This is a genomic window from Parahoeflea alexandrii (genome assembly GCF_024105735.1).
Taxonomy (GTDB): Bacteria; Pseudomonadota; Alphaproteobacteria; order Rhizobiales; family Rhizobiaceae; genus Hoeflea; species Hoeflea alexandrii.
In genome coordinates this window covers 647,384-668,640 of the sequence record NZ_JAAAML010000003.1, presented here as the reverse complement: position 1 = coordinate 668,640, position 21,257 = coordinate 647,384, and the positions used below count along the sequence as shown (strand labels likewise).

The 21,257-nt window shown below is 62.6% G+C and carries 25 protein-coding genes; all 25 read right to left on the bottom strand.

Features of this window, described 5'->3' with window-relative positions; genetic code table 11:
• Positions 1–2 precede the first annotated feature (2 nt).
• The 25 genes from GTW23_RS18200 to GTW23_RS18080 all read right to left on the bottom strand — a co-directional run bounded on the left by GTW23_RS18200 (position 3) and on the right by GTW23_RS18080 (position 21,216).
• Positions 3–710 (bottom strand): peptidoglycan-binding protein, encoded by a 708-nt coding sequence (locus GTW23_RS18200; RefSeq protein ID WP_252916828.1) that lies wholly within the window; start codon positions 708–710, stop codon positions 3–5.
• Between the two features lie 16 nt (positions 711–726).
• Positions 727–1,242 carry a hypothetical protein gene (locus tag GTW23_RS18195; protein ID WP_252916827.1) on the bottom strand — a complete coding sequence of 172 codons (516 nt, stop codon included), beginning with the start codon at positions 1,240–1,242 and terminating at the stop codon, positions 727–729.
• Between the two features lie 9 nt (positions 1,243–1,251).
• Positions 1,252–2,121 (bottom strand): phage tail protein, encoded by an 870-nt coding sequence (locus GTW23_RS18190; protein ID WP_252916826.1) that lies wholly within the window; start codon positions 2,119–2,121, stop codon positions 1,252–1,254.
• 3 nt (positions 2,122–2,124) lie between these two features.
• Positions 2,125–3,051, bottom strand: coding sequence for a hypothetical protein (locus tag GTW23_RS18185; protein WP_252916825.1), 927 nt, complete (start codon positions 3,049–3,051; stop codon positions 2,125–2,127).
• A 13-nt stretch (positions 3,052–3,064) separates the two neighbouring features.
• Positions 3,065–3,907 (bottom strand): putative phage tail protein, encoded by an 843-nt coding sequence (locus tag GTW23_RS18180; RefSeq protein WP_252916824.1) that lies wholly within the window; start codon positions 3,905–3,907, stop codon positions 3,065–3,067.
• Between the two features lie 21 nt (positions 3,908–3,928).
• On the bottom strand, positions 3,929–5,020 hold the full coding sequence (locus GTW23_RS18175; RefSeq protein WP_252916823.1) for a baseplate J/gp47 family protein: 1,092 nt from the start codon (positions 5,018–5,020) through the stop codon (positions 3,929–3,931).
• Entirely contained in the window at positions 4,995–5,525 is a 531-nt protein-coding gene (locus GTW23_RS18170) for a phage GP46 family protein (RefSeq protein ID WP_252916822.1), read from the bottom strand. The genes GTW23_RS18175 and GTW23_RS18170 overlap by 26 nt, the downstream gene beginning before the upstream one ends.
• Positions 5,522–6,001 carry a phage baseplate assembly protein domain-containing protein gene (locus GTW23_RS18165; protein WP_252916821.1) on the bottom strand — a complete coding sequence of 160 codons (480 nt, stop codon included), beginning with the start codon at positions 5,999–6,001 and terminating at the stop codon, positions 5,522–5,524. Before GTW23_RS18165 ends, GTW23_RS18170 begins: the two co-directional genes overlap by 4 nt.
• 3 nt (positions 6,002–6,004) lie before the next feature.
• Positions 6,005–7,057: a phage baseplate assembly protein gene (locus tag GTW23_RS18160; protein ID WP_252916820.1), complete on the bottom strand. Its 1,053-nt coding sequence runs from the start codon at positions 7,055–7,057 to the stop codon at positions 6,005–6,007.
• Entirely contained in the window at positions 7,054–7,650 is a 597-nt protein-coding gene (locus GTW23_RS18155; protein WP_252916819.1) for a hypothetical protein, read from the bottom strand. The genes GTW23_RS18160 and GTW23_RS18155 overlap by 4 nt, the downstream gene beginning before the upstream one ends.
• A gap of 5 nt (positions 7,651–7,655) precedes the next feature.
• Positions 7,656–8,117: a DNA circularization N-terminal domain-containing protein gene (locus tag GTW23_RS18150; RefSeq protein WP_252916818.1), complete on the bottom strand. Its 462-nt coding sequence runs from the start codon at positions 8,115–8,117 to the stop codon at positions 7,656–7,658.
• An 8-nt stretch (positions 8,118–8,125) separates the two neighbouring features.
• Complete coding sequence (locus GTW23_RS18145; RefSeq protein WP_252916817.1) at positions 8,126–9,997, bottom strand: phage tail tape measure protein; 1,872 nt, start codon at positions 9,995–9,997, stop codon at positions 8,126–8,128.
• Positions 9,998–10,148: 151 nt separating this feature from the next.
• Positions 10,149–10,487 (bottom strand): hypothetical protein, encoded by a 339-nt coding sequence (locus tag GTW23_RS18140; RefSeq protein ID WP_252916816.1) that lies wholly within the window; start codon positions 10,485–10,487, stop codon positions 10,149–10,151.
• Between the two features lie 3 nt (positions 10,488–10,490).
• The gene (locus GTW23_RS18135) at positions 10,491–10,862 is read right to left on the bottom strand and encodes a phage tail tube protein (protein WP_252916815.1); all 372 of its coding nucleotides are present in this window, start codon (positions 10,860–10,862) and stop codon (positions 10,491–10,493) included.
• A gap of 62 nt (positions 10,863–10,924) precedes the next feature.
• Complete coding sequence (locus GTW23_RS18130) at positions 10,925–12,406, bottom strand: hypothetical protein (RefSeq protein WP_252916814.1); 1,482 nt, start codon at positions 12,404–12,406, stop codon at positions 10,925–10,927.
• Positions 12,403–12,624, bottom strand: coding sequence for a hypothetical protein (locus tag GTW23_RS18125; protein ID WP_252916813.1), 222 nt, complete (start codon positions 12,622–12,624; stop codon positions 12,403–12,405). The genes GTW23_RS18130 and GTW23_RS18125 overlap by 4 nt, the downstream gene beginning before the upstream one ends.
• Positions 12,625–12,629: 5 nt before the next feature.
• Positions 12,630–13,349: a hypothetical protein gene (locus GTW23_RS18120; protein ID WP_252916812.1), complete on the bottom strand. Its 720-nt coding sequence runs from the start codon at positions 13,347–13,349 to the stop codon at positions 12,630–12,632.
• A complete protein-coding gene (locus tag GTW23_RS18115; protein WP_252916811.1) occupies positions 13,346–13,738 on the bottom strand; it encodes a hypothetical protein in 393 nt (130 codons plus the stop codon). Before GTW23_RS18115 ends, GTW23_RS18120 begins: the two co-directional genes overlap by 4 nt.
• A 10-nt stretch (positions 13,739–13,748) precedes the next feature.
• Complete coding sequence (locus GTW23_RS18110) at positions 13,749–14,792, bottom strand: major capsid protein (protein WP_252916810.1); 1,044 nt, start codon at positions 14,790–14,792, stop codon at positions 13,749–13,751.
• Positions 14,793–14,877: 85 nt separating this feature from the next.
• The gene (locus tag GTW23_RS18105) at positions 14,878–15,570 is read right to left on the bottom strand and encodes a head decoration protein (protein WP_252916809.1); all 693 of its coding nucleotides are present in this window, start codon (positions 15,568–15,570) and stop codon (positions 14,878–14,880) included.
• Positions 15,571–15,645: 75 nt separating this feature from the next.
• Positions 15,646–16,698 carry a head maturation protease, ClpP-related gene (locus tag GTW23_RS18100; protein ID WP_252916808.1) on the bottom strand — a complete coding sequence of 351 codons (1,053 nt, stop codon included), beginning with the start codon at positions 16,696–16,698 and terminating at the stop codon, positions 15,646–15,648.
• Positions 16,699–16,708: 10 nt separating this feature from the next.
• Positions 16,709–16,972, bottom strand: a complete 264-nt coding sequence (locus GTW23_RS18095) for a hypothetical protein (RefSeq protein WP_252916807.1) — start codon at positions 16,970–16,972, stop codon at positions 16,709–16,711.
• Positions 16,973–16,982: 10 nt separating this feature from the next.
• Complete coding sequence (locus GTW23_RS18090) at positions 16,983–18,596, bottom strand: phage portal protein (RefSeq protein WP_252916806.1); 1,614 nt, start codon at positions 18,594–18,596, stop codon at positions 16,983–16,985.
• Positions 18,596–20,608 (bottom strand): terminase gpA endonuclease subunit, encoded by a 2,013-nt coding sequence (locus GTW23_RS18085; protein WP_252916805.1) that lies wholly within the window; start codon positions 20,606–20,608, stop codon positions 18,596–18,598. The genes GTW23_RS18090 and GTW23_RS18085 overlap by 1 nt, the downstream gene beginning before the upstream one ends.
• The gene (locus GTW23_RS18080) at positions 20,605–21,216 is read right to left on the bottom strand and encodes a hypothetical protein (RefSeq protein WP_252916804.1); all 612 of its coding nucleotides are present in this window, start codon (positions 21,214–21,216) and stop codon (positions 20,605–20,607) included. The genes GTW23_RS18085 and GTW23_RS18080 overlap by 4 nt, the downstream gene beginning before the upstream one ends.
• Positions 21,217–21,257: the final 41 nt, after the last annotated feature.

Below are 21,257 nucleotides of genomic sequence, written 5' to 3'. Positions count from 1 at the left end.
GATCAGAGCCTTGCTGCCTGGACATGCATCCAGTCGAAGTTCCGTTCGCGGCCGAGTGACACCCAGCCTTCCCGTTCCCATGCCTGCCAGAAGGGGACGGCATCGGCATGCGATAGCCGGGCTTTAGGAGCCTTGACGTGCAATCCGTTTCGTTGATTGTCGAAATCGATCGCGATACCCCAGGCGTGCATCGAGTAGCGCGAACCGCCGCGCATGCGCCTCACGTTGAGCGAACCACTGAAGACGTCGATGCCAAGATCCCTTCGTTCCTTGTCGCTATAGGTGTCCGCAATCTCGGCAAACGCGCGGCCGGCACTTTCGACGACCTTCGTGTGCAACGTAATGCGGGTGACAATCCGGCGCTTATCCCAGGCGAGCTTCATAGGGAAAGGAAGATCGAGCCGCCCCTGCGACGTGCCGACAGGCCCATAAAATCGCTCGACCTCCCTTTGGTGCGGCCACGGTCCTGCTACGCTTGGCTTTCCGGCAGCCGAGCTCGCAGGGCGCTCCGGATGGCCTGGGCCGTTGCTCGCGCTACGCCGCAAGGCTTCGATCGTCAATTGGTCAGCCATTCCAGAGACCGGGACGCCCTGCCCGCGCTGGAACGCCGTGAGCGCCGCAATGGTCTTGTCCCCGATATCGCCGTCAATCGGGCCACACGGATAGCCGTGTGCCGTCAGCCGGCTTTGCAGCCACTGTTCGAATGTCATGACAATGTCCTTTAGTTTAGCCGCCGCGGCTTGTCCGGATGTCTTCTGCCGCATCGAAGACAGTGGCGAGCTCGATGGAAAGCGCTGTTGCGACGGCGATCACGTCCGCCGCACTCTCATCGAACAAGGTAGCGGTGTTGAAAAGCTCGAGGTCAATCGGGTCGGAGAGGGCTGCCCGAACGCGAGCGATTTCGCCCATGTTGGTCAGCGCCGCTCGGAAGTAGGCACCGGCGATTGTGCGAGGTGGTGCCGACGGCGCGACGGGTTCAGTTTGCGTGGCACCTTCTGGAATCTCCAACGTTGAGACAACAAACGGATTACCGTATCCCATGAACCAAGTCTCACCGCGATGATCGTCAACCAGCGTCCATTGGTTTTCCGACCACACTGCAGCTTTTCCAACTTGAGTCGGTGGTGCGAGTGCTACCGCGTTCGCCGGAACGAGCCAGTTATTGGCTTTGAGTGGATCGCGGTCGGCAAGGCCCTTACCTAGAAACTCGCCAGTTGAAGGGTGATGATGGAAGATTTCCATGACAAGCTCCTAGTACTTGATGCAAGCCAAAAGGGCCACGTTGCGAGACCTCGCCTCCCCGGTTGGATTGGAGAGACTTGGCGTTGAATCTAGTGTGATGGAACTCCCTCCTGACGTGGTGCTTGGGAAGGCGGAGCCACTCAAATTGAGGGCTGGAACACCATGAGAGTGCGCTCCGACGGCCCAATTTTGCCAGGAGCCAAATCCGCGACCACTGTCCACACCACGACTATCGTCCCAAGCTCTTTCAAACTCTCCTCGATTATCCGGAAGCTTGAACGTCCCGTCTCCGTTGTCACCGAAGATAAATGCGCCTGCGGCCCAAGTTCCCACCCGGCCGTGATGAAGAGCCCAATTCCACAGCGGAGCATAGGCCGTCTTTGAGAGCGATGCGCCATTCCGCTTGATGTAACCTGGTCGGGGTGACGAGTGACCGTCGAAGACAGGCATTCCCACATCGACGGAGGCGTAACCGGTGTAAGACGCACTATTTGCGTCAAAGGTTTGCCAGGTCATGAGCGCTGCATAGTCTTCGTGCCAGATTGGCCCAATGTCCGATCCTGGTAGAGCAACACCGCTAGTGAAATGTTGTACTCTAGCAGCGAGCGCCGCCGTGGTCGTAGCTGCGTCAGCCTTGGATGCCACGGAGGCGACCAGCGTCGCCAACGCGTCTTCATTGTCCTCGATTTGCGCCACGAGTTCGAGCCAGGTGTCGAGCAGCTCCGGAGCCGAGGCGGTCAGCCTGGCAATGACCAGGTCGGAAACCTGCTCGAGCGTCACCCCTGATGTCACGCCCGCGGCGGTCTGTGCGGCGATGATGTGGGTGGCCAGCGCCGCCAGTGCGGACGGGAGGTCCTTTATCTGCAGTTCATCGGTCATGGATCATCCCGCCAGATCGAAGGACATGTAACCGACCAGCGCTGTGTTGGCGTTTCCGCTGGCCCAGTCGGTGACAACAGTGCCGGCCGCCGCGTAGCGCGTGACACTGAAACTTGAGAGATAGGCTGCGTAGCCATCCATGCTGCCAGCCGGGCTGGGGCTGTTTGAAGCCACATTGCCGCTGATCGCCCGCATCTTCGGCGTGCGAGCCCAGTCGATCGTTTTCGAAACCGACAGCGAGAAGGAACCGCTGGGCCCCGAGGCTGGGGTGCCCGAGGTCACCTCGGTGAAGAAAAGGCGATCCCTGTTGACCAGGTTCGTGATGGTTGCCACGTTCGATGCATCGGTGACGACCCGGGCAACCAGCATGTCGTCATAGGCGCTGTCGAAGGCGACATTGCTCTCCGCAAGCACTGACGGGTTGTAGCCGGAGTCGGCCAGATCCTCGAGGCTGAAACCATCAGTCGGGGTCCAGCGCAGGTGATAGGTCTTGTTGGCGAGCGTCGTAAAAGTCCGGTCATCCTCGATGTAATCACTGGTCGAGACGGGATAGATGCCGCGATGCTGAAAGCTGACCGCGCTCGGCACCTGCACCGTGCCGGCCGAGGGGCTCGTCACATTCATCTTGCCGTCGGCGCTCTGGATCTCCGGGAAGATCGGCAGGCGCGCACGGGCCTGTGTGATCAGCACATACTGCGAGGTGTCGCCCCCGCCCGTGGCGGCCAGTATCGCCGCCTCGATAGCCTTGCGCAGCTGCGCCAGGTCGGAGGATGACGGGGTCAAACCGAAAAAGGTGATGACCTCCTGGATTTCCCGCTGCGGATGCTCGATAGCGGCGGCGGGCACAACGGAGCCTTTGGTGCCCGCGCTTCGATTGCCATCCACATAGGAGGCGTCCGCGGCTTCGCCTGCCGGCTGGATATACTTCATCGGATGTTCTCCGTCATGTTGAAAGGGATGAGGCCAGAACCGGCATGACCAGTTTCTTGCCTGTTTCGGTGACAATTCGGGCCCCCGTCTCCGTGACGAGATACGGCCCGATCAGCTGTTCGGCATAGTTGAAGACGACGACCGTCCAGCCCGGTGCGATGCGGCGGATCTCGCATTCGAGAACGTCGTGGTCGAAATCCAGAAGACGGGTGACGCCGGTTTCGCCGATACCCGTGTCGAACTGGCTTGATGGCGCATCGCGCACCAGGACAACCCATTGCTGCTCAAGGGCCGAGTCCGATAGTTCACCGAGCCCCAGACACGCCCCCTCGCCCGCCAGGAACGCATCCGGCTCTTCGATGGCAACGACATAGCCCAGCCGCGCCGCAAGCCGGATCACGTCGGCCGGCGTAATGGTGGCAAGCCGTGCAACGCGTGCCCGCAGCGTTGCGATCCGCGCGGATTCCGTCTGGGTGAATCCGCCGCATGGGCTTGGCAGGCCGAAATCCGCCTCCCACTCATCGAGGCTGTCGACAAGCGAAACCGAACGGGACTCCTCGATGAGCCGCCACGCCTTGACATAAAGATCGACGAACGGCGACAGCAGCGCGCGCGTCAGGCCGGCTATCCGGCTTGCGGTCGAGGGCGCCTCGCCGTCGGGCGTGCCCCATGCCGATCCGCGCGGCCACAGCGACAGGCCGGAAAACAGCAGGCCTTCGACGGTTGGCGCACTCAATGCGTCACGCGGATCAATCTCCGGATCAGCAAAGCCGTCATCTGGATCCACCCAGACCACCAGCCCACCATCGGCGGCAAAGAAATCGGCCCATTCGGTGCTTGCATGCCATGTCGACATCTCCTCACGCCCCCGCCATCATCATGACCAGGTGATCGTGCCGAGCACCGGCAGCTCACCGGGCTGGAAGACCGGAGCGGCTGCAGGCTCGATCAGGACATGGCTGTTCTCGCCTGGCACGGTCGAGATCACTTCCGAAAGCCAGGCGCGCGGCAGCGTGAACGGATCGTCCGGCAGACCGGGGCGCAACCGCGTGCCTTCGCGTGTCGCATCGAAGAAACCGATCAGCGCGTCAGTGACAGCGCTGCGCATGGCGGCCGTATCCGGCGACAGGCTGATCGTCAGGTCCACCGGTTTTGCCACCGGCGCCATGGTGAAGTAGCGCGCCCGGACCAGCCGGAGGCTTTCGATGTAGGCGTCGACCGCGGCGAGATCACTTGGCTCGGGTATGCCGTTGACGCGCCCCCTGAACAGCACCCAGACACCGATCGTGCCAAAGCCGCCGGCGAAGTTCTTGGCCCAGGCATTCACAACGCCGGGCACTTCCAGCGCCCAGTTTTCATAATCAGGCAACGCGCCGCCCTGCGGTGGTGAGGCCTTCCGTTTGAGGCCTCGCGCCCGAAGATCCTCGACACTCTCGATGTCGGCCCCACCGCCAAGACCATCTGCACCGACGGAGACCGTCTCGGGCAGGCTCGGGTAGAGCGCGGGGTCGGCGAGCAGCAACTCGGCCGAGGCGTCCCGGTTGGTCGCGGCGCCGGCGCTTTCGGCCTGCACGCTGGCAGTGAACCCACCAACCGCGTTTGCGGTGAAAGCGGCCGTCGTAACATAGGTCACGCCCCCGGACACAAACCGAACGCCTGCCGGATAGGTGGCATTCGCCTGACCGGCGCCGGTCACCTCCCCCGCCGCAGCCGATGCTGGCTTCTGCAGAATGCGGTACTCGGCGCAATGCAGCCGGATGATCGCCTCGCTGGTCGCCGTCGACAGGAACAGCTGCCGGAATATCCATTTCAGCCGCAGCTCGTATTCATGCGCCAGCAGCGCCTGCACCTTGCCGATGACCCGCAGCACGTTCTGCTTGAGGCTGGCATCGGTGCCGGGCAGATACTGCCGCATGGCCCCGCGAACCGAGGCCGAAATCTCGTCAAGCGAGCGGATCGGAAACGCCATTCAACTGCTCCCACAAAACTGCATATTTCTGGTCATGAACCTGGCTGCCGTCGCGGCCATAGCCAACGATGGTCAAGACAAGCGTTGATCGCGCGCGATCCGCGGCAGCGCGCACATCGAAACGGGCGACGGCGCCCTGCGCTATCAGTGGCTGCAGGGCTGCGCGCGTGTAATCCTCGGCGAGGATCTCGACTTCAGCCGTGAGCGCCCGGCGCCGCAACAGCCAGAGCCTGGAGCCGAGCGGCGGCTCATCGGCATCGCGGTCGAAACTGTCACCAGGCCAGCCGCGGTTGATATCGCCGGAGCGCAGCTCGGTCACATCGGCACGGGCATCGGTCATCAGACAAATCAGGATCGCCGTTGCCAGCGCCTGGGTCGCGCGCAACCCGCCGGGATTGACGGGGTCGTCGATCGCCGTTGTGGCGAGGTCGCCAAACTGCCCGTTCCAGACCAGGTCCGGATCGAGCAGCGGCTCGGCCGCAGGCGCAAGCGGGATGATTTTCATGTCGCAAACACCCCGGCGGCGAAGTTGCTGGCGTCGGTATGCCCGGCGCTGTCGACTGTTCCTTCCGCCGACACCGGTCGGGACGCGCCTGGACCGCCAAGATAGACCGCACCCTCGAGGATGATCTCCGGCGCGACGATGTGCACCCTGGCCGAATGCACGATCCGCATATCCTTCTGCACCACGGAAACGATGTTGCCAGTGTGGTCATAGATTGCCGCCCCGCCCATGGCGATATCGGGCCGCATTGACGGGTTTTCCCCGCCGAATACATAGGCCGAGTCCCGGTTGCCTCGCGCCGACATGGCCACGCCGATGCCGCCCTTGACCGGGCTGCTGGCGAAACCATGCGGCTCGATGCGATGCACGCGCTCGAAGCTGTCGCCGGCGAACCCCTTGCCGCCCACGAATTGCTGGCCCTCGCGGTGCTCGACCGTCCCGTCCAACTGAAACCGGGTCAGGTTGCCGTCAAACATGTCTCAGCCTTCCCGGTAGTCTGCATCTGTTGACCCGGGCGCGGCCCAGGCCGAATTCGATTTGCCGCGCGGATTGTCGCCGCCGAGCGCGCGCGGATCCTTGAGAGACAGCTTCGCCGTTGTCCCGCCGGATCCGTCTTGCGACAGAGTGAGCGAGGCAATCACCATGTCCTGGCTGATGCCGAGCCAGTCGTCATCCACCTCGACCAGCCAGTTGGCTTTCCACAGTTGACCGCCCTGGTCGCGAAAACCCGCGACGGTGATCTGGCAGGTTACCCCCTCGCCGCTTGCCCGCTTGGCTTCCCACGTCGCCCGCTTCTTCAAACGCTCCGACGTGGCCTCGCCTTCAAACGGCACGATCAGCGGCCGCCGCCGGCGGGCTGTGCCCCTGGCCTCCGCCTCCGCCCGCAATGCCGAGGCACTGACCCCGATCGACGCCTGCCCGCGAACCTTGACGCTCGAAAAACTTGTCGCGCCAGAAAGGCTGCCCGACGCCCTCTTGATGTTGACGCCACGCAAAAGCGCGCCGGCATGGCGACCCTCGGGCTTGTCGGCAAGAACAAGCTTGCCCTCCGGGCTGTCATGGATCAGCACGCCCTGCGCCCGCGCATCGGTCTCAAGCGTCTCGAAGAGCGTCTCTCCGGGCCGCACCTTGTGCACCGCCTTTTTGATCGTCTTCGCCTTGACCTCGACACCGACGCCGAGCACATCGAATTCCCTGGCGATGTCGCCGAGATCGGCGTCCCGCTTGAGCCCGGTCGGATGATCGATCGAGCACTCCGTAGCGTCGCAGCTGCGCGACACGAAGCTCACCGAATAGGTCCGGCTGTTCTCGTCATGACCGGGGCGAACATCTCGCACATAGCCAGTACCCCACAACGCACCAGACACGGTGATCGTCGCTTCGTCATCTGGCGCGCAGGGTATGCCCGCTCCGGTCCAGGCAATGTCGAACTGCGCGGTGCGCGTTGTTTCCTCGGCAGACTGATCCAGGGCCGCGGATGTGTGCGGCAACGGCGCGCCGTTGACCGAAAAGACAATCCTTTCCAGCGTCACGGCGCAACGGCCTCGAAGCTGACCGGCATGACCAGCGATGTGGCCACCCGGTTCCGATCGACAAGCGCCTCGGCCCGGCCCGCATCGCCATAAAGATCATAGGCGAGCAGCGTCGAGGGCAGCGACACGCCGGTTTCCACCCGCACCGCCGGCGCCCGTTCCGCCGCAGTCCGCGACAGGGTGAGCGTGGCGACGCCTGTCATCGACACCAGCCAGGCAATCGTCTCGGGCCCGTAGATGCCGGCCTCGCCATAGACCATGTCCGCCCGGGCGCTGACCGCGGTCCTTGCGGCCTGCGCATCTTGCCGCGACGGGTAATCCGCACGCACGACGGCAAAGCAGACCACCACCAGCGCAACGATCCGCCACAGCGGCGTGTCGTCCTGCACCCGGTCAACCGCATCGGGCACGGCATTGGCATCGGCCGCCGCCTCGCCTGTCAGCCGCGCCAGCTGGATCAGCGCCGTCACGCCGCTGTCTCCACCGGCCTGCACCCCCACGGCCAGGACATCGACGCGCGCCAAGTCGTCGGCGTCTGTTATGAGTTCCCGCGCCAGACCGGAAAGAATGGTCAGAACCTGCTCCATAGTCATCCCACTCACAATTGCGCCGCGATCAGCACCGATGCCGCGGCGAGACCCGCATTGAACGCCGAACGCAACTGCCCGAGCCCGCTTGCCGCGAACGCCACACCACCGCCCGCCCGCATGAATTCCAGCCGGTAGGCGATGAAGCCGTTCCTGTCCTTGCGCCGGTTGCGCGAGCAGGACAGGCAGTGCGCCGCCTCGCCCGCATCCATCGGCAGGATCAACAACGATGCACCAGGCGCGCCGCAAGCCTGCTCCAGCGCTTGGCCCGCCACGTCTGCCAGGTCGCCCGCCACATAGGCCTCGACAAAGATCGTCTTCGTCCGGGCGCCCATGTCTTCGGTCAGCGATGCGTCGCCGCCGGAGATCTCATGCGCCACCACCCGGCGGCCCACCTCAGGCTCTTCCGCATCGACCCAGAACGGTACGCCGCGGAACGACGCCCGCCGCAAAGTCTTTGACCAGTCACGCATCGCCATCTCTACTGCGCCCTTCCAGCTTGCCCGGCCTGCGGCATGGTGCGGCCGCGATTGCCGGAAACGGGCGCAGATGAACCCGAGCCAAAGGCACCACTGATGGCTGCACGGATTTGGGCCGCGATTGATGCGCCAGCATCACGAATGGCCGCTGCAGCATCCTGCCCGCCTCGCGCGATATCGTCACCAGACGCTTTCACCGCTTCAGCCGCATCCCTGCCGCCCTGGGCCAGGTCCGCTCCTGATTGCGACCCAGCCTGATCTATTTTCTCGAGCAAGCCCTCTAGTTCATCCACGCGCTGATTGGGACGCAGTGAAATATTGCCGTCTGCATCAGCCGGTACAGCTAAGGGGGTACGCGACGCGACATAGGCCTCTGTTCGTACATCACTACGGGCGCGCGCAGCCTCCTGCCTCGCCAACTCCATCTCGAACTCGGATGGCCTGACCGCAGGAACCGGAGCAGATGCGGCAGCGGTTTCTGAAACAGAGATCAGCTTTCCATCCCGCGTCCGGATCACTGGGCCAGCCTCAGGCAAACCCCTTTCCTGATAGGAAACACCATCCGGCAGGTTCGGGGTATCTGCTCCGATGCGCGCATCGGCACCCTGCCGGTATCCGGCGATTCTCTTCTTGTCCCATTCGGTTCTTCCGCCGCCCAGCCAGAAAACACTTTTCAGCGCCTCCGGATTGCCTGCATTCATCATTGACCAGAAGCGGCTCTCAAAGAACCCCATTCCCATCTTCGCAAAGCCGCGATCCATCGCGGCCTGGTTTTCGATCGTGTTGGACACAGCATCCATTCCGGCGCTTGCCGTTGGCGCGATCGTGCCGCCGATGCTCGTCTTCAAACGGTCCCAGGAGTTCGCCATCTTGTCGATGCTCGCCTGGGTATTGGTCGCCAACCGATCGATGTCACCTTGCACCGTACCCGCCGCATTGCCGAGCGCGCCCAATTGACCGGTGAATTCGCCGGTGCGATTGATCAGCGCCCGCATGGCGATCTGCATCTGCTTGTCAGTAAACAACAGCGGAATCTTCGACAGATCCCCGTCGATGGCCTCTTTCGACAAACGGATAAAAGCCAGAAGCGTGTCTTCACCGGCCTTCTTGGCCTTCTCCATTTCCCTGCGGATATCCATGCCAAACTGCTTCTTGAAATTGTTCGACACCGTCACCGAGTTCATCTTGGTCAGTACATCCATGAACGATGTTGCTGCCTCGCCAGACGTGCCGGTCTCCATCCTCACCACCTGCAAGGCGGCCGCAAGCTTCTTCAATCCCTCCTCGCCCCTGTAGCCCAGCGCCGCGAATGCCGGCGCCAGCGACGGCAGTTCCGCCGCCATATCCTTCATCTCGAACTTGCCGGCCTTGCCCGCCTTGGCAATGATGTCGAATGCCCCACCCATCTGGTTAGCCGCAATACCGAATGAGCTTGTGATGGCGTCTGCAGTCGTCGCCATCGCTGCAAATTCGGAATCCGATGCCTGCGCCGCAGCCGCCACCAGCGGCAAGAGAACCAATGCCTCGTTCAGCGACTTACCGGAGGCAATCAGCGATTCCAGCCCGGAGACAACATTCTCAACCGGCGCTTTCACATCATCGGCGATTGTTCGCATCTGTTGGAATGCCGACTGCATCTCAGCCGAACTGGCATCTGCGTTGATACCAATGCGCTCCAAACGTCTCTCGATCGACGCGAAGGCCCGGCCAGCCGACACCGCACCATAGGTGATCGCCGCAGGCGCGGCATAGCGCATCAACGCCGCCGTTGCCGCTGTCGAGCTTTTGGCGATCATCGTTTGGGTTCTGTTGACCGCCGCGGCCTTCCGGTTCACGTCCGCGAGCTTGGTCCCCAACTGGCCGAAGGCGGCCATAGGCCCAAGCTTCGCCGACAGCCGGACAATGGCTTCAATCGTGCGGTTGCTCATGAATTGCTTCCGGCTTCAAGACCGCGAACGGCCCAGGAGAGACACTGCGACGGCGTCATCGCCATCACACTTTCAAAGGAAAAACCGAACCTGAAGATCAGGAGGTCGGTAGCGTGGCGGACGGCTTTGCCCTCGCCTGGGTAAAAAAACCGCTGATCGCCTCTTTCACGGCAATCGCGTCCGCCAGATCGAGGTCGCCAAGATCCGCAGCCGACGGCAAATCATCTCCGCGTTTGAGCAACCGGTCGCGGTATCTCCACACCCGATCGTCATGATTTATGATCAGCATTCCGCCTTCAGGGGCCGGCTGATACTCGGCAATCTCGCCGATCGCCTCAAAATCCGCCATTTTCGGCTCGCGGAAGGTGAGGCTGTCGAAGGCCCGGCCATGCGCCTCATAACGCCGCGACAGCCGGACAGTCTTTTCACCGGACATCGATCAGCCCTTTCGGACGTAGGTTTCAGCCGCGCCAGCCATGCCGGTCACTTCGCCGTTTATGCGGTTGATCGACGGCTCCCCGGTGAAGAATGCGCGCGTGTAATAGTGCGACACGCCGGTGTCATCCTCGATAAAGGTCGCGTCGAAGCGGTCCGCCGTCATCAGCGCCTGCATATTCTGCCCCTTGTCGGCAAAGGACATTTCGAAGGCATAGGGCGTCAGCGTCGAAACCCGGTCGGTCGACCGGTCCTGGTTCACGACAGCCTCGACGGAACGGCCGGCCGTCATCAGCGTCATGGTGCCACGCAGCGAAAAGGTTTCGCCGTTCGAAAGCCGAAGGCGGATCTGACCGCCATAATCTTTACCAGCCATTTTCAGGATCCTTTGTTTGGAATCGGGTCAACCGGGCGCTATCTCGCCCGGCTCAAGTTCGGTCAGCGAAACTGGGAGTAGACGCGCGCCAGCCCCGAGAAGATGTCGAGCGGATTGGTGAAGTCCATCGGCACCACCGCATCAACCCGGTTCGGATTGTCACCGTTGCGGGTGACCGTGAGATCCTTGAGTGCTGTGGCCGAGTTCTCCAGAACCCCGCGCAGCTCAAGATCCACATAGGCATGGTAGCAGGTGGCCTCGATGTCTTTCGGCGTCGAAACCGAGCCGACATTGCCGGGGTTGTCGTCGGCAATCACCTTGTTGGAATGCTCGAACGCCAGCTGCGCCAGCATGTAGCGCAGCGAATACATCAGCGCATGTGGCTTCTGGATATCGCGGAACGTGGTGTCGGGTACGCCCGCAGTGGTGCGGTAATGCGTAATGATCTTGTCGACCGCCACCCGGCCATTGCCGTTGACGCTCCAGGAAGAAAGCCCTGCAGCGAGAAACGCGTTCCGGGTCGCGAGATCCGGCCAGTAGGCCCCATCCGACGGCGCGCTGATTCCCTCGACCACGAGGCCGGTCTGGTTGCGGTTCACATCGCCCGTCGCGCCACCGGCGAGCCACGGCGCCACGCGCCCGATCATCGCTGCCACCCACAGATACCCCGGCTCGGAATGACCGCCCGAGGCAAAGGTCGGCACCGCGCAAAGCTTCCAGGTGTCCTTGCCCTCGCCGTAGGAAATCAGGTTCGACTGGCTGTCGCGCTTCGGATAATAGGCGATGCCGAATTTCTGGTTGGCATAGCTCCACCGGCCCGAGACTTCGGAAAGCAGCGTGTCGTACTTGCCGACGTTGGTGGCGTCGCCAAAAGCAGAGACCAGGAACGACCAGTCGTCTTCCTCGATCGCCGCGTTCGCCGTCGCGGTGTCGGGCGTGCCGGCCCCCGCCGTTCCTTCATCGATCGTCAGCACGCCGGTCAGTGCGTTGGTGCCATCGAGCACCGGCACGCTCACGCCGATTTCCGCCGCATAGGCGCCCAGGTGACGCGCGGTGATCGTCACCACGTTGGTGGCTACCGTCGAGGTGTAGGGCAGCGCGTGGCCCGATTGCGGGTTGTCATAGGCGTTGATGGCCGCGTTGATGGCCGCGGCCACCGTGTTGGCGCTGTCACCGGCCGCGATCGAGATCGAGACCAGCTCGCCCATGATGTTGATCACGCCGGTGCCGCCGCCTGCCGGCACGGTGCCGACCGTGATGGTGCGGGTTTCCGCCGTTCCGCTCGGCGCGACCGATACGATGTAGAGCGGATGCGTCGGCGCGTTCTTGCGGAACACGGTCACCATCTGCTCGAGCATCGACCCCTTGCCGGCCAGCGCGCGGGCCTGGGAGCGCGATGCGCAGGACACCTTGACATTGTCCGACATCGAACCGGCCGATGTCTTGTGGCCATACAGGATGACCGGCGCCAGGTCTTCGAACTGCCCGCCGCTCTCAACCGAGAACGCGAACAGGGGGGCCACGAGGTTTGCAGGTACGGTCATTTCCGCGTCTCCTTGTTGGATGCGGCCGCCGCCGCCGGTTTGCTGGTTCGGGATTTGTTTTCCGGCGCATCGTCCGCCACGGGCTCAAGCGCGCGTTCCTTGATCAGCCGCGCGTAGTAGCGGTTCGCCGGGTCGATCATCTTGCCTGCTTCAGGGAAGGCTTCGCCCTCCGTGGTGCGCAGCAATGGCGCGCCCTTGGCTGGTTTGTAACGTTGCATCGATGTCACTCCAGTGTTGTGCCAGCCACCGGCCCCGCACCGGGGTCAACGGTGATTTCAGTCAGGTCGGTGCGGGTCTCGCCAGCCAGATGAGTCGCAAGCGCTGACAGTTTCGCCTTGGCGTAGGACCCCGCTGGCAGGGCGTCGAACAGTGTCTTGATCCGTCCGGTAAGACCGCCCTCGTCGCTCAATTCATCGTCGGCGATGGTCAGTGTCAGGCGCATGAACTCACGCTGGAACCGCAAGCCCAGCTCCGGCACGGTATGGCTCTGCTGTTCGATCTTGTCGCAATGCGTCGCGATCCGGCGAAACAGATAGCCGCGCTCGGAATAGAGCAACTCCTTACACACCTGAGCCATCATCGCCGACAGCACCAGTCGCGCCTCCGGATCGGTGCCCGCTACCGCATCGACATACTCAGCGTCGAGATCTTCGTCACGGGCAATCACAGCCAGTTCGCCGACAATCTCCAGCGTCATCTGGCAGTAATTGTCGTTCACGTCTGCAGCAGCGCCGCGCGTTTCGACTGTCGAATCCTCGGTATAGAGCGCCAGCACCGGAATGTACGGCAGATCACCCGATGCGAAATTGTCGAGATCCGCGACACTGGCCTGTTTGCTGTCAAACACCATGGCGCCGGCAAGCGTCGGGAATGCGTCTGTCGCACCCGTCGGCCGCAGCACTTCCATGGCCGCCAGTCGCACGGCTTCAGCGGTCAGTGTCATGGCTTTGCCTTGTTGACGTAAAAGACGCGCCGAGAGGAGCCGTCGCGGTGAATATCGGCGATCTCATAGATCACTGCGTCTGCCACCAGGTGGTCATTCCTCTTCGGCAGCCACGGCCATGATCCGTCATCATGCACGGTGATAACCGCATCGAACGCGACATTGGATTGTCCGCTCCTGCCCGCCTGCATGAACTGCTCGTTGCGCAGCGGTGGCGGGTTGAATTCGAGAGAACCGGGAAAGGTGAAACTCGCCCGGGCCGGATCGGCTTCCCGGCGGTGATTGACCGTAGCGCCGCCCTTTCGCGCAAATGCCTGCACCTCCACGGTGTCGAAAAGCGCCGCCGCGTCTGTCTCGAGGCGGCGCTCCATGTCGGTCCAGTTGCTCATCGGCCTGAGGTCAGTTCGAGGTCTTGACCTGGACAACGCACTCCGGCTGCTTGTTCACCGCCAGTCGGTTGGTCTGGGATTCCAGTTCCACACCCTTGCCGTGCTTCAGCATCTCGACCGAAATGTAGATCGTGTCGGCGTCAGGGGCCTGGTTGACGAGATCCATGTGATGCACCGGTGCCTCGAAAGTCCGCATCATCGACTGTGTACCGGTCGGATACGCGGTACCGGAGTTGTCGGCGATGTTCTTCTCGGTGGAGATAGCGCCGTTTGCAGCACGGACAGGAAGCCCGCCCTTGTACTCTCGCCAGATGATATCCCCGAACTCGAAGGCACGGCCCCAGTTGCCGGCGCGACTTTCGCGATTGAGCATCTTGTGCTCGCTCGAGTTCTGCGCGTTGAGCCAGAACTTTTCGACGTTCGGATGGGTGATGAGTTTGCCGAAGAACTTCGAATCCACCACGGCCTCCACGCCCGAGCTGGTCTCGCCCTTCAGGTTGGTCATCGTGTGGTCAATGACCTCCTCACATTTCTCCCGGATATCGGTACCGGCAGTCCCGAGGACGAAATCCACCTCCTTCTTGGTGATCCCGAAGACGGTGTAGAGATCATACAGCGTCTTGCCGCGGCCATCCTTGATCAAACCCTTGAGCGCCCCGAGACGGATGAACTCAAGGGTGATCGAATGGTTACGGCGGATCAGATCCAGCTTGCGGGCGGTCTCGCGGTCCACCGATCGGGGCTCGACCTGGCCGTTGAAGACCTGCAGGAGCCCGTCCACGTCATCGACCGAAATGCGCTCAAGGTGAGGAAAGTGAGGGATCTGAAGGATCACACCGCCCTCGTCTTCATTGGTGCCGCCGACATCCCCCGGAGCACCGGGAGCCTTGGCGCCGAGAACGTAGATCTGGCCGTTGCGATAGTCGACCCTTACGAAGCGCGAGCCGAGCGTTTCGATCGGGAATAGGTCGAGCGCGTTCAGAAGCCCGTACTCGTTGGGAAGACGGTTGACCTCCTGGGTCAGGTCCGTGCTGGTGTAGAGATAATCGAACATGTGTGTCTCCTGCGGCGCGGCGGCACGCCACGCTCGTCAATGGGTGGATGGCAGGGGCGCGGGAGCAGACCCGCGCCCGGAGTGTTCAGCGCTGGATGATGTTGATCTGCTTGAGCGTTTCGATGCCGGCGGCCTTATCCGTGGCGGTGATGCCGTCGGGCCAGACGATCTTGTCGGCGGAGAGAATTGCCGGTCCGCGATCGAGCGACAGTCCCTCGACTGCAACACCATCGGGCGCCGTGGTGTTGCGAAGAGACAGGCCGATAATTGCGCCGTCGCCCGGCACCCAGGCCACACGGGTGTTGGTCGGGTCTTCCTGGTCGATGGCGACATCGATCACAAAGCTGTCGCCGGCGACGAAGTCGGTACCGCCGCCGCTGATCGTGAACTTGACCTGCTTGGCGAAGGCCGCGCCGCCCGTTGCCTCACCGACCGTCTTGCCGTCCGGTCCCTCAACCTGGAACTTTGAGGTGGCATCGGCTCCGCCGGTTGTGCAGCGCACCGTATAGCGGCCTTCCTGAACCGCCTTGACGGTCGTGTAGAACGGATCCGCAAGAGCAATCGTGCCATTGCCGGTGTTGCCGGCGACGGCAGCGGCCGCGGCCGCGAGATTGGCGGTGGCGACATCGAGCATCAGCGGCGTGCCGAGATAGACCTTGCGCTCAGAGCCAGACCCGGCCTTGAGCGTATAGTTTTCGCGGCAGAACTGCGGATCGTATTCCTGCTTGAGCAGGTCACTTTCGCGGGCGGGCGCAGTGTGGGAATAGTAGGGAAGCATGGCTGTGTCTCCTGATGGCTCGCGCTACGCCTGTTTTCCGGTGATGCGAGCGTGGGATCTTGTAGGGAAACCGGATCAGGCGCGCTTGCGCTCGATCCTGGCGGTGATGAGCTCGGAAAGGCCGCTCTTCGGCTTGCCTTCGCCGCTGCCCGGGGCAGCCAGCCCCGCTCCGGCTGCGGCGCGTGACTTGTCATATGCAGCCGCCGACGGCTTTTCTTCCGTGGATGTGGCTGGCGCTGCGGCGAGAGCCGCTTTGACCTCGTCGACGGACATCTCGGTCGTTGCGTGAAGATGTGCGGCGAGCTGCTCGCGACCCTTTGCCTCTTCAAGCGCCATAATGGCGGCATGACGCTCGCGATCCGCCTTCACAGCCTCGCGAGCCGCCGTTGCGGTTGCTTCTTCGATGTTGGCGGGCTGGGTATCCGCCTTGGTCTTGTCGATCATGATGGGTTTCTCCTTCTGGTGACCGGTTGGCGCCGGGGCGGATGCCGTCGGCAGTTTGCGTGTGGCCTGTTTCAGGCTCCATCCATTGGCGCTTGCCACCGCTCGGAGTTGATCCGGCGCATGGGCATAGGCGCGGTAATCGAATGCAGCGACGGCGGACGCCTCGTTGTCATTGGCGGCATCGGCAAAGCCTTCGGCGATCGCCTGTTCCGGCGTCATCCAGCTTTCCGCCTTCATGATCTCCCGGCACTCGTCGGCGGTCTTGCCGGACTTGGCGGCGTAGACCCGTGCGTAGGCGGTCGCCAGCGCCTCTAACGCCTCGACGGCCTTCTGGTGATCCGCCGATGTCCCGAATGAAATGCCCGCCGGATCATGGATCATCATGATCGAGCCCGCCGACATGGTCACGGTTTCACCGGCCATCGCGATCAGCGACGCGGCGGAGGCCGCCACGCCGTCGACAATCACATTCGTCGTGCCCGAGCGACGTGCCAACAATGCATGAATCGCAGCACCCTCGGTGGCGTAGCCGCCTCCGGAGTTGATGAAGACATCAAGCTCGGAATCGTCTTCCACCGAAGCGAGTGCGACCATCACCTCGTCATAGGTGAAACCCTCGTCCCACCAGTTGTCACCCACGAAGCCCGATAGCGTCAGGATCTGCCCGTCTAGTGTTGCTGGCATGTCTTGCTCCTCAAAAGTGAAAGCTGGCCGCGCCGCGGCGGCGCTTGCCCGATTTTGCGTCGCAGGCCGCAGCGAGGCGGCCAAGTTCCGCATCAAGATCCGCGAGCGAGACCGTCGCGTAGCGCATACGCCGCCGGGTCACTGGAGAAGCAATCTCGCCTTCTTCAATGGCATCGCCGGCAATGCGTTTGAGCTTGACCGCGTAAAGCGCCTGGTAAAGCGCGCACGGATCAGCGATATCGACAGACGCGCCATCGATCTTCACGGTCGCCATTTGCAGACCCTCAATTCGTGTTCTGGACTTCGACCGGCTGCGCCGGGGCCGGTGCGTCACGGTCGTAAGGAGACCGCATGCCGGCATCGACGTAGCGCTTGTGATCGGCACTGCGCTCGTCGAACAGCTCGTCCGCGTCGACGCCCTTCAGTTCCGCCTCGCGAGGGATGCTCGATGTGCCGTTGGCAATCCGCTCACTGGCTGCCTTCTCCGACTTCAGATCATCCGCCGTCGGCTTCTCCGGGCCCTGCCATTGTGCCCAGCTCGCGGCGTCCCTGTTGGCCCGGTAATTCGAGAGCCCACCCGGAAAGGGGATCGCGCCAGTCTCGATCTTTTCGTCGAGCCATTGCTCGTAAATCATCTGGTACATCGGTGCCGCGATGTGCTCTCGCCTGCGCATGACCACAGGCCAGATCGACGCGTTCTCCATCCGCACCGATGAATAGGTCGCGTTGGAATGATCCATCGTGTAGGCGCCATAGGTGACACCGATCGCCCGCGCCATGTCGCGGTCGAGCGACTGGGTCAGTGGCAGGTAATTGTCGCCTGGCGCCTGTGCCTGGCGGAATTGCAAATCCTCGTCGGGCCCCAGCACCGGAATGCGTGACCCGCCCGTCAGGCTGACACCGCCCTCGGCCGCCCTATCGAGCGTGCTGCCCAGATAGCCCAGGACATTGTCGTAAATCGCCTTGCCGACCTTACTGCTGTCAGTGTCACCCTTGGCCAGTTCCTGCAGCGATTCGATCGCCTCGGCTGCCGGCAGCTTTGAAGTCAGGACAGCGGCGAAGAAGGTCTGCACAATCAGGGTCTGCAACGTCGCCTCGCGCGCCACTTCGGTCTGAGCATGCTGCTTTAGGATCGGCGTCAGTTGCGAGATGCCGCGTACATCGTCGGCGTCAAGCGGGTCGAAGATGTGCATGACCACCGGTCGCCCGCTGGCGTCATGGGCCGGGTATCGCACCTTCTTCGGAAAGCCGTTCTGACGTTCCTCGAACAGGTAACCTTCTGCCCTGCCGTTTTCGTCGTGATAGACGCCTTGAAACAACCGCAGCGCCTCATTGGTGTCCTGCACCAGACGAGGCGGCGGCACCAGCAAGGTCTTCGACCCTGTCCTGATCCCATACCGCGCCCGCTGTCCGGCATCGAAATGCGTCAGGATCCCCGTTGTCTCGCCGAAAGCGATGTGCCAGCGCAGCGAGATCGCGACCAGTTGCGGAACCGTGAACTTGCCGCGGTGGTCGCATTCGCGCGGGTTCCAGGAATCCTTTTTCCACTCCGACTTGACCAGTTTGCACCATGCAACCGATCGCTCCTGCGACCACCCGAGCCGCGCATAGTCCGGCGCAGGTTTCAGGATCAGTTCCGAGCCCACCGTGTCCGCGATGACCTGATCGACGGCCCCTTTGAGTCGTCCTGAGTTATGGATGAAGTCAAGCGCCAGCGCCGCCGCACGCCGCCACGAACGGCGGATCTCGTCGCGACTCTCCGAAACCGGGGTCAGGCGTGCTGCGAGAACACCGGACGGGCTGTCGCGCAGCATGCGCATCACCGGCCGCGCCACGGGACCGCCAGCGGCCCCGCGCGGCTTCATGGAGCCGTCTCGCGCAACACTCGGTACCCGCATCACTTTCGCCTTTTCCATTTTGCCAGCACATCTTCGGCCGGCGCTTTGTTTGAAGCCGTCTGTGGCGGCATGTCGATCGATGCTTCCAGCCCGCCCTGGGCGGCAATCTGTTGCGACACCGGCGAGAACAGCGTCTGCGCAGACGCGGGCGTCAACTGTACCGTGAGTGCCGCCCATCCCGCAGGTGTCAGCCGTGACAGGCCGAGATGCTCGGCCATCGCCATCGCGTAGATCCGGCAATCGAGAAAGTGATTGTCCCTACGGATTTTCTTCCATTCCTCGACGAGCCGTCCGCGCACCATCTTCTGGTCGAAATACTCCGCCGTAATCTGGCGAAAGAACTCTTCGTTGCGAGCATTATTGAAGTGGCAATATCCCGGCGGGTCTACCACCTCGCCGGAGCGCAGCCCCAGCCGATGCAGGTTTCCGTAGAATTCACCCTTCAGTGACCAGGTACCAACCGGCCACAGCATCGTCGAACCGATGCGCTTGCGCTTGCCGCCCTTGCGAACTGACGTCTTCTTCGGAAGCCCGATCGCGCCGACACCGCGCCCATGCTTGCCGGCTATCGCATAGGTGTCAGGCCGTTCCCGGCACCATTCCAGCACCTGCGTGGTGCGGTTTCCGTCGCCAGCATCCACTGCCATCGCCCCGGCCCGCCGCGCCGATCCATAGGAATCGGGCCACTCGGTCCGGTAAAGCTTGTCGAGTTTGACCCATGCACCGGAATTCTTGTCGTCTGTCTCCCCTTCGAGAAACTCTGCGTGAACTGACCAGGACTGTCTCTCCGCGCCGAATGCGACGAACTCGACATAGAGGCCGCTGTGCTGCACGTCGACGCCTGCAACAAATATCAGCCCCTCCGGCGGGATGACGCCATCCGGATACTCCTCGCGGCGCTCCAGTAACCGCTGCCAGTCCGGCGCGTTGCCGCGCATTTGGTAGGGCAGCGCCCGCACCAGGTTATGATAATCCTTGGCGCCAGCCTCGCCGCGCTTCTCAGCCTTCAGCTTGTCTTCGGCGATGTCGCCAAGGCTCATCAGTAGGCTCATGAACGCATCGACATGGAAGCCCGGATGCCTGTCCGGGCCGCTCTGTGTCGGACGGTATTCACCGGCGCGAACCATCAATACCCGCTCGGCCTCGTCTATCCAGTGGCCGCATTGAGGATTCGGACAGACCAGCACACTCTTGTGCGGATGATCCCGATCGACCTGCAGCAGGTCGTCGTTCATCACAAACCACTCATGGCACTCCTGGCACTCGACATTCCAGAACCGCTGGTCGGACCGCTTGAACGACCGGTCGATCCGGCAGTGCCCCGGATCGTCACCGAGCGCGTCTCCGGAGTCGAGTTCAGGTGTCGACAATTCGAATATCTTGTAGCTCCGCTGCCGGCGGAACGCCGTGAATCGACCGAAGAACAGTGTTTCCGGATCCGCGCCATTGGGCAGTTCACCCCACTTCGAAACCTCGTCCTTGATCCCGAACCGGCAGGTCTTCATGGACAGGTCCATGACCGTGTTGGCGTTGGCGAGAGAGATGTAACCTCCTGGAAACCGCTTCTCATAGGTCGTCGAATTGCGCCCGGACCGGCTCGTCACCGGCAGGATGATTTTCTTTTCCGTCTCCGCTTGCCATGCGTCGATCAGCGGCTGCAGTTTCTGCCCGTTGATGTCCTGTAGCGCGTCTATGCCGGGCACCCCGTAGAGGATGTTGTCCGGGCAGACCTCCGCGATGTAGAGGCACCACGACAACGCCAGGATCGACACGCCAGTCTGCTGCGCCTTGCGCACCGTGACCAGGTTCGCCGGATGTTCCTGGCTCAGACACTGAGCAATCTCGACCAGATAAGGCGCGTCGCGAGGCGACCACAATTCACCCTTGCGCGGACCGTCGACGAGAACGACGTTCTCCGACAACCACTCCACAAACGGCTTCGGCGGTTGCGGACGTATTGCCTCGGCAAGCCGTGAGGCCACCAGCTGCAATGCGCCTGGGTGAATGGTCACGCTCGGATCTCTTCATCCTCGATGACATCCCGTTCCGGTGCGGATGCCGCAATTTCTTCGAACCTCTTGGCGATCGAAAGGTTGATCTGGTGAGCAACCTCCCTCAATGCCGTCCGTAACCCGTGCACACCTTCCTTGGCGAAGGGCCCTGAGAGGTCGTCGGCATGGTTCGGCAGTCTGGCAATAATCGCCTGTGCTTCCCGTCCCAGGCTGTCGAGCGCCGCAGCCACCGTGTCGGCGCTGATCAGCCGTCCGCAGGCCTCGTCGTGCTGAAGCTTCAGACGGCTGTAGCGCAGCCACTCATTGAGTCGGCGCGCTTCCTCGAAGGAATCGCCCTCTTGCTCGCTCGGTGACGCGCCATCGCGCTTCGGTTTGTCCGCCGACGGTGACGGCCGCGATGCCAGCACCTTGGCCGGGTTCTGGAAATTGTCGCGGTAATGGTCGATATGACCCACCGACACCCGGACGATTCGCTCCCGCCCGTCCCGCTCGACCGGGATATCGTCGTGCTTCTCGACCAGCTCGCGCACGGTCTTGGATATTGCCTGCCGCGAAATCCCGTCACGCGCGGCGATCTCGGACAGCGTCATCATCACTGTCTCGACCATGACTGCCTCAAAATCCTCTATGACAACCTGACAACGCCCAG

Bases quoted from the DNA above. Each gene is read 5' to 3' on its own strand.
- GTW23_RS18130 (WP_252916814.1), bottom strand. From the start codon at position 12,406: ATGACCGTACCTGCAAACCTCGTGGCCCCCCTGTTCGCGTTCTCGGTT.
- GTW23_RS18095 (WP_252916807.1), bottom strand. From the start codon at position 16,972: ATGGCGACCGTGAAGATCGATGGCGCGTCTGTCGATATCGCTGATCCG.
- GTW23_RS18120 (WP_252916812.1), bottom strand. From the start codon at position 13,349: ATGACACTGACCGCTGAAGCCGTGCGACTGGCGGCCATGGAAGTGCTG.
- GTW23_RS18145 (WP_252916817.1), bottom strand. From the start codon at position 9,997: ATGGCCGCCTTCGGCCAGTTGGGGACCAAGCTCGCGGACGTGAACCGG.
- GTW23_RS18170 (WP_252916822.1), bottom strand. From the start codon at position 5,525: ATGAAAATCATCCCGCTTGCGCCTGCGGCCGAGCCGCTGCTCGATCCG.
- GTW23_RS18180 (WP_252916824.1), bottom strand. From the start codon at position 3,907: ATGTCGACATGGCATGCAAGCACCGAATGGGCCGATTTCTTTGCCGCC.
- GTW23_RS18080 (WP_252916804.1), bottom strand. From the start codon at position 21,216: ATGGTCGAGACAGTGATGATGACGCTGTCCGAGATCGCCGCGCGTGAC.
- GTW23_RS18100 (WP_252916808.1), bottom strand. From the start codon at position 16,698: ATGCCAGCAACACTAGACGGGCAGATCCTGACGCTATCGGGCTTCGTG.
- GTW23_RS18135 (WP_252916815.1), bottom strand. From the start codon at position 10,862: ATGGCTGGTAAAGATTATGGCGGTCAGATCCGCCTTCGGCTTTCGAAC.
- GTW23_RS18150 (WP_252916818.1), bottom strand. From the start codon at position 8,117: ATGCGTGACTGGTCAAAGACTTTGCGGCGGGCGTCGTTCCGCGGCGTA.
- GTW23_RS18115 (WP_252916811.1), bottom strand. From the start codon at position 13,738: ATGAGCAACTGGACCGACATGGAGCGCCGCCTCGAGACAGACGCGGCG.
- GTW23_RS18155 (WP_252916819.1), bottom strand. From the start codon at position 7,650: ATGACTATGGAGCAGGTTCTGACCATTCTTTCCGGTCTGGCGCGGGAA.
- GTW23_RS18190 (WP_252916826.1), bottom strand. From the start codon at position 2,121: ATGACCGATGAACTGCAGATAAAGGACCTCCCGTCCGCACTGGCGGCG.
- GTW23_RS18140 (WP_252916816.1), bottom strand. From the start codon at position 10,487: ATGTCCGGTGAAAAGACTGTCCGGCTGTCGCGGCGTTATGAGGCGCAT.
- GTW23_RS18195 (WP_252916827.1), bottom strand. From the start codon at position 1,242: ATGGAAATCTTCCATCATCACCCTTCAACTGGCGAGTTTCTAGGTAAG.
- GTW23_RS18175 (WP_252916823.1), bottom strand. From the start codon at position 5,020: ATGGCGTTTCCGATCCGCTCGCTTGACGAGATTTCGGCCTCGGTTCGC.
- GTW23_RS18200 (WP_252916828.1), bottom strand. From the start codon at position 710: ATGACATTCGAACAGTGGCTGCAAAGCCGGCTGACGGCACACGGCTAT.
- GTW23_RS18105 (WP_252916809.1), bottom strand. From the start codon at position 15,570: ATGCTTCCCTACTATTCCCACACTGCGCCCGCCCGCGAAAGTGACCTG.
- GTW23_RS18090 (WP_252916806.1), bottom strand. From the start codon at position 18,596: ATGCGGGTACCGAGTGTTGCGCGAGACGGCTCCATGAAGCCGCGCGGG.
- GTW23_RS18125 (WP_252916813.1), bottom strand. From the start codon at position 12,624: ATGCAACGTTACAAACCAGCCAAGGGCGCGCCATTGCTGCGCACCACG.
- GTW23_RS18185 (WP_252916825.1), bottom strand. From the start codon at position 3,051: ATGAAGTATATCCAGCCGGCAGGCGAAGCCGCGGACGCCTCCTATGTG.
- GTW23_RS18110 (WP_252916810.1), bottom strand. From the start codon at position 14,792: ATGTTCGATTATCTCTACACCAGCACGGACCTGACCCAGGAGGTCAAC.
- GTW23_RS18165 (WP_252916821.1), bottom strand. From the start codon at position 6,001: ATGTTTGACGGCAACCTGACCCGGTTTCAGTTGGACGGGACGGTCGAG.